4 protein-coding genes are annotated in these 6,992 nt (G+C 66.3%); all 4 read right to left on the bottom strand.

All coding sequences use genetic code 11. The features are described from left to right. Positions 1–301: 301 nt before the first annotated feature. Positions 302–1,873, bottom strand: a complete 1,572-nt coding sequence (ffh, locus tag D9V29_RS14550) for a signal recognition particle protein (protein ID WP_121674051.1) — start codon at positions 1,871–1,873, stop codon at positions 302–304. 80 nt (positions 1,874–1,953) lie between these two features. Next, positions 1,954–2,451 carry a DUF2004 domain-containing protein gene (locus D9V29_RS14545; protein ID WP_229790332.1) on the bottom strand — a complete coding sequence of 166 codons (498 nt, stop codon included), beginning with the start codon at positions 2,449–2,451 and terminating at the stop codon, positions 1,954–1,956. Continuing rightward, the gene (gene ftsY, locus D9V29_RS14540) at positions 2,451–3,326 is read right to left on the bottom strand and encodes a signal recognition particle-docking protein FtsY (protein WP_121674049.1); all 876 of its coding nucleotides are present in this window, start codon (positions 3,324–3,326) and stop codon (positions 2,451–2,453) included. The genes D9V29_RS14545 and ftsY overlap by 1 nt, the downstream gene beginning before the upstream one ends. Positions 3,327–3,362: 36 nt before the next feature. Next, the gene (gene smc / locus D9V29_RS14535; RefSeq protein WP_121674048.1) at positions 3,363–6,926 is read right to left on the bottom strand and encodes a chromosome segregation protein SMC; all 3,564 of its coding nucleotides are present in this window, start codon (positions 6,924–6,926) and stop codon (positions 3,363–3,365) included. Positions 6,927–6,992: the final 66 nt, after the last annotated feature.

Genomic DNA, 6,992 nt, shown 5'->3' with positions numbered 1-6,992 from the left:
CGCCGCGGATGCTCCATCGCACGTTCACTTGTCACTAACGCGCATCACGTGGCGGTTCTACGTGCGTTGGCGACAACTGAAACCGCCTCAGTCGCCGATCGATCCCCTGAGAACGTCCGAACGCGTCGATCGGGCCGAAAGGGCTGCCAACACCGACGGTGAGCGACCCTTTCGGACCGATCGATGCCGCGAACGACCCTTTCGGACCGATCGACGCTCCTGAACGCGACCGCCGGTGCTGACTCGCTCCAAAACGCTCTCCCAGCCGAGGCCGAGCGACGCTTCGTGGTGGATCGAGGAACTAGCGTCCCAGGAACTTCTGCAGGCTCGCGAGCTCTTCCTCGGTCGGCGCCGGGGTTTCGCCAGCGGGTGAACCGAGGCCGAAGCCGGTACCGCCCGCAGGTGCTGCCGCGGGTTTTCCGGCCGCCAATGCCGCGTTCTCAGAAGCGCGCTTCGCCGGGTTACCCGACTTCGAGCCCTTCTTCTTCGGCTGCTGCTGCTTGCGCGAACCGCCACCGCCGCCGCCGCCGCCCGGGATGGGACCCATACCCGGGATCTGCGGAACGCCGCCCTTTGCGACGGTCTTCATCATCTTCGCTGCCTGCTCGAACCGGTTGACGAGGGCGTTGACCTCGGTCACCGTCGAGCCGGAACCACGCGCGATACGCAGTCGGCGTGAACCGTTGAGCAGCTTCGAGTTGCGACGCTCCGCAAGGGTCATCGACTGGATGATGGCCTCGGTACGCACGATCTCGTTCTCGTCGAATGCGTCGAGCTGCTGCTTCATCTGTCCCATGCCCGGGAGCATGCCCATCATCTTCTTGATGGAGCCCATGTTGCGCAGCTGCTGCATCTGCTTGAGGAAGTCCTCGAGCGTGAAGCTGTCGGTCGAGAACTTCTCGGCCATCGCCATGGCTTCTTCTTCGTCGAACGCCTGCTGCGCCTGCTCGATGAGGGTGAGGATGTCACCGAGGTCGAGGATGCGGCTCGCCATGCGGTCAGGGTGGAACGGCTCGAACTCGTCGAGTCCCTCTCCCGTCGACGCGAAGATGATCGGTCGCCCGGTGACGGATGCCACGGACAGCGCCGCTCCACCCCTCGCGTCACCGTCGAGCTTGGTGAGCACGACACCCGTGAAGTCGACACCGTCCTGGAACGCCTTCGCTGTTGCGACGGCATCCTGGCCGATCATCGCGTCGATGACGAACAGAACCTCGTCAGGGTTCACGGCGTTACGGATGTTGGACGCCTGCTTCATCAGCTCGGCGTCGACACCCAGCCGGCCGGCGGTGTCAACGATGACGGTGTCGTACTGCTTGGTGCGGGCGTAGGTGATCGAGTCTTTGGCCACACGGACAGGGTCGCCGACGCCGTTGCCTGGCTCTGGCGCGTAAACCGCGACGCCGGCCTGCTGAGCGACAACGCTGAGCTGGGTGACGGCGTTGGGGCGCTGAAGGTCGGCGGCGACGAGGAGCGGAGTGTGGCCCTCTTTCGCGAGCCACTTCGCGAGCTTTCCGGCGAGGGTCGTTTTACCGGCACCCTGGAGGCCCGCAAGCATGATCACCGTCGGCGGATTCTTCGCGAACTCGAGCCGGCGCTGCGACCCACCGAGGATCGCGACGAGTTCCTCGTTGACGATCTGCACCACCTGCTGGGCAGGGTTGAGCGCCTTGTTGACCTCGTCACCGAGGGCGCGTTCACGTACTTTGCCGGTGAAGTCCTTCACCACGTCGAGTGAGACGTCGGCCTCGAGAAGGGCCCGACGAATCTCGCGGACGGTGCCGTCGACGTCGGACGCCGAGAGCGAACCCTTCTTGCGGAGGTTCTTGAAGGTCTCGGAGAGCCGGTCTGAGAGGTTTCCAAAAGTAGCCATTTGGTAGCCAGTTTACCGAGGGTTCAGCCCTTCGTGCGCCGTCGGCACACCGCGGCGTCGGGTGATGCCTCAGGAAGCGGTCAGCTCAGCAGTTCGATACCGACGGATTCGCCGCGGATCGACAGGTAGACGACGAGTGCGAGGTCCGAATTGTCCGGGTCGAACGCGAACTCGAACGACGCAAACGGGGCACTCTCCCCGGCCTGGTGCGGCGCAATCCCGACGCGGATGAGCTGGAGCGATCGAATGATGTCGACGTCATTGTCGCCGGAGTGGTCGACGAGCATGTCGACGAGGTCGTCACCGACCTCTTCGAGCGTCTGCTCGATGAACTGGGTGACGTCTGAGTTCCGGTCGTCGACGTCGGAGAGCATTGCTTCGCGGGCACGGATGTCGAGGCCCTCGAGCGAGCTGATGACGCCGGCTGCCGTGTCGAGTGCATCCGGGGAGAGGTTCTCGCCGCCGGGAGCGCTGAGCGACACATCGACGTTCTGGTCACCGACTTCGACGCTTTCGGACCAGTACAGCCCGCCCGATTCATCCGTTTCGATCGCACCGAAGAAGTCGTGCTCGATCATCAGCCCACCAGTTTCTGTGCGAAGACGTGCGGCGTGAATCCGGTGAGGTCGTTGATTCCCTCACCCTGCCCCACAAGTTTGATCGGGATGCCGGTGCGTTCCTGCACGGCGAGGACGAAGCCGCCCCGAGCGGACCCGTCGAGCTTGGTGAGGACGAGTCCGGTGACTCCGGCGTGCTCGATGAATGCCTCGGCCTGGGCGAGCCCGTTCTGTCCGGTCGTCGCGTCGAGCACGAGGAGCACCTCGGAGATCGGCGCCTGCTTCTCGATCACCCGGCGGATCTTGGAGAGCTCGTCCATGAGACCGCTCTTGGTCTGAAGCCGACCGGCGGTGTCGATGAGGACGATCTCGATCCCGTTGCGTTTGGCGTAGTCAACTGTCTGGAAGGCGACGGATGCCGGATCCTGGCCCTGCTGCTGCGGGCGGATGATCTGCGCTCCCCCGCGCTCGGCCCACGTCGCGAGCTGCTCGACGGCTGCCGCACGGAACGTGTCGGCTGCACCGACGACGACGCTGCGGCCGTAGGTTCCGAGGAACTTCGAGAACTTGCCGATGGTCGTCGTCTTGCCCACGCCGTTGACGCCGACCACGAGCACGACTGCTGGTCGCTCGGAGAGTTTGAGGGTGGTGTCGTATTTCGAGAGGCGTTCTTCGATCGATTCGCGGAGCATCCGCTGCAGGTCCCGTGGGTCCGTGGTGCGATACCGGTCGACCTTGGCGTGGAGGTCGCTGAGGACCGCCTCGGTGACGTCCGGCCCGAAGTCGGCGCTCAGGAGCGCGGTTTCGAGGTCGTCCCAGGTGTTTTCGTCGATGGTCGGCTTCTGGAACATGCCCTTGAGGGCGCCAGAGAGTGACCAGGGCGTGCGTTCTGCCATGTGTCCAGCCTACCGAGCGACAGAGGTGTCGCCGGTTCAGCCGGCTTTCTCCCCCGGTGCGGCGACGCGTTGGCCGACCACCGCGGAGACACCGTCCTGACGCATCGAGACACCGTACAGGGCGTCGGCGATTTCCATCGTGCGCTTCTGGTGGGTGATGACGATGAGCTGGCTGGTGCGGCGGAGGTCCTCGAAGATCGTGAGCAGGCGTCCGAGGTTGGCGTCGTCGAGCGCCGCTTCGACCTCATCCATGATGTAGAACGGGCTCGGCCGCGCCTTGAAGATCGCGATCAGCAGTGCGACGGCGGCGAGGGAACGTTCTCCGCCGGAGAGCAGCGACAGGCGTTCGATCTTCTTTCCGGCCGGCTTCACGCTCACCTCGATCCCGGTGGTGAGGAGGTCGTCCGGGTTGGTGAGCGAGATGCTTCCGGTGCCGCCGGGGAACAGGATCGGGAACACCTCGGCGAAGGCTGCCCGGGTGTCGTCGAATGCGTCGCCGAAGATGACCTGCATCTTCTCGTCGAGCTCGTCGATGATGCCGAGCAGGTCCTTGCGGGTGTTCGTGAGATCGGTGAGCTGCTCGGTGAGGAAGATGTGGCGCTGCTCGAGCGCGGCGAACTCCTCGAGGGCCAGCGGATTCACCCGGCCGAGCTGCGCGAACTTTCGTTCGGCCTTCTCGAGTCGTTTCTGCTGGGCGGCGCGGTCGAACGGGATGCCTGGCGCGGCATCCGGATCGGATGTCCCGTCGTCGCTCGCGGGCGTCCTGTCGCCGGCATCCGGTGGAACAGGAACGTCGGGGCCGTACTCGGCCACGAGCACGTCCTCGACGAGGCCGAGCTCGGAGCCGGCACGCTCGAGCAGGCTCGACAGGTGGAGCTTCTTCTCGTAGATCTGCAGTTCGAGGCCGTGGACGTTCTCGGTGATCGCCTGAAGTCGTTCCCGCAACGCGGCTTCGTCGCGGCGGAGGGAGACGAGCTCCTCGTTCTGGCTCGCGCGCTCCTGTTCGGCCCGTTCGAGCACGAGCTTCGCTTCGGAGACGGAACGGTCCACGGAGGCGAGAACAGCGGGCAAAGCCTCAGCGACCCCTGTCGCCGCCTCGACCTGGCGGGCGCGGATCACAGCGCGGCGGGCTGCAGCCTCGGCGGCGATACGGTCGGCTTCCATCTGCGTGATGAGGTTCCTGGTGCGCTGCTCCTCAGCACGTACCCGTTCCCGAGCCGTCTCGAGCTGGAGGCGAGCCTCGAGCTCACGTTCGCGCGCCACCTCGAGCTCGGCGAGAAGGGATTCGCGCGCCGAGATGTCGAGGATCGGCCGTGGCCGGGATCGCGCTGTCTCCAGTTCGGACTTCGCTTTCGCGGCGGCGTTCTCAGCCTCGGTCACGGTGTCGCGCGATGCAGCGAACGCCGAACTCAGACGCTCGCACTCGGCGGTCGAAGCTTCGACCTGCACGCGGGCACGGTTGAGCCGCTCCGCCTGCGCGGCCACCTGGGAGTCGAATTCGCGGAGGGCGCCGAGAGCGCGCTTCGACTGTTCCTTGGCTGCGCTCAGAAGCCCACGTTGTTCGGCGAGGTCGAACCGGACGGTGTCGAGGAGCGCCGAGACCTCGGTGAGCCGCTCGGCGGCGGTGTCGCGTTCAGCGAGAAGCTCGATGCGGCCCTGCTTGCCTCCGGATCCGCCCCGCAGGATGAAGTCCGTGAGTACTTCCCCACCGCGAGTGACGATCGTGATCGGGCCGCCGAGACCCGCGGCAGCGAGAGCGGGCCGTGCGGAACGGGCGGCGTCGACATCATCGGCGATGGCGAGGAAGTTGAGGATGCCGAGCACCCCCGCCGGCGCGGTGACGACGGATGCCGCCGGGCGGACTCCCGCAAGCACTGGCCAGTGGATCGCAGCGCCGGCGGCGTCGGCGATGACGACCTCGACCCGTCCGAGATCGGCGGTGCGTGCGTGGTCGATGGCGCGTTCCGCGGACTCGCGATCCTCGGCGAGGACAGCGTCTGCAAGAGTGCCAAGCGCAGCGGCGATCGCCGTCTCGAAGCCGGGCTTCACCGAGACCGATTCGGCGACGACGCCGCGCACACCGTCAAGTCTTGCTGCGACGAGGTCGGCTGATCCGTCCTTGATGTCGAGGGCGCGCGTCAGGGCGCTCGTCTGGGCGGCGAGGGCGTCACGCTCACGTTCATGGCCGTGAAGAAGGTCGCGGAGGCGTTCGATCTCGGCCTCAGCTTCGAAGACCGCCGCCTGAGCGAGTTCGTACGCCTCGTCGAGTCCGCTCTCGCCGGCGTCGACGTCTCCCGCGGATTCCTCGACCTCGTCGAGCTGGCGCTGGGCTGCCGCCCTGCGGTCGGTTGCCGCATCGAGTGCGTTCTCCTGGCGAAGCCGTTCCCCCCGCACGGCGGCGAGGCGGGAGGCCGCGGTCTCCGCCTGGCCGGTGAGCTTCGTGATTTCGAGGTCATGCTTCGAGACGAGGGCGCTCTGCGCCGCGATCTCGACATCGACGGCGTCGAGCCGGCTTCGCGCGGATGCGGTGTCGGCCTGCGCGCGCTGCCACGCGGCATCCGCGGTGCCGATCGCTTCGGTGAGCCTTGCAACCTCGGCACGCGCGTCGTCGACCATCGAGCGGGTGACGCTCGGGCCTGACTCGTGCGCGTCGTCCTGCGAACCGAGAAGAGCAAGACGCTGGTTGGCGAGCGTGTACAGGTTACGGAGTCGCTCTTGCGCCGATTCGAGGGCGAAGCTCGTCCGCCTCGCTCCGTCGACGGCGTCGCCGACCTGCGCCTGCTCGATCCGAGAGATCCGGAGTTGCTTCTGCTCGAGCTGCTCCTGCAACACGATGCGCTCGGTGTGCCGTTCGCTCTCGGTGCGACCGTGGTCGTCGAGGGCCCGGCGCAGGGCGACGACGTCGTCGGCGAGGATGCGCGCACGGGCATCCCGCACGATCGCGGCGATGCTCTGGGCCTCACGCGCGATCTCGGCCTGGTGCCCGAGCGGCTTGAGCTGGCGGCGGATCTCCCCGGCAAGGTCGCTGAGGCGGGTGAGGTTGGTCTGCATAGCGTCGAGCTTGCGGAGGGTCTTCTCCTTGCGGCGACGGTGCTTGAGGATTCCGGCGGCTTCCTCGATGAATCCGCGCCGTTCCTCGGGGCTCGCGCGGAGAACGGCGTCGAGCTGACCCTGCCCCACGATGACGTGCATCTCGCGTCCCAGACCGGAGTCACTCAGAAGTTCCTGCACGTCGAGGAGGCGGCAGTTCTCTCCGTTGATGGCGTAATCGCTGCCGCCGTTGCGGAACAGGGTGCGCGAGATCGTGACCTCGGTGTACTCGATCGGCAGCGCACCGTCGGAGTTGTCGATGGTGAGGATCACCTGGGCCCTGCCAAGCGGGCCGCGGGTCGACGTGCCGGCGAAGATGACGTCTTCCATCTTGCCGCCGCGCAGGGTCTTGGCGCCTTGCTCCCCCATCACCCACGCGAGCGCGTCGACGACGTTGGATTTGCCCGAGCCGTTCGGACCGACGACACAGGTGACGCCCGGTTCGAAAGCGAACGTGGTGGGTTGCGCGAACGATTTGAAGCCCTTCAGCGTGAGGCTCTTCAAATACACCGCGTGTCCCTTCCTGTTCGTTCCCGGGCGAAGCTCTGCACTACCGTACCGAAGGATTCCTCACGG

It is taken from the genome of Mycetocola manganoxydans (assembly GCF_003667545.1).
GTDB classification, from domain to species: Bacteria; Actinomycetota; Actinomycetes; order Actinomycetales; family Microbacteriaceae; genus Mycetocola_A; species Mycetocola_A manganoxydans.
Note: the sequence above shows the minus strand (reverse complement) of the source record. Positions and strands in the feature narration are given on the sequence as shown.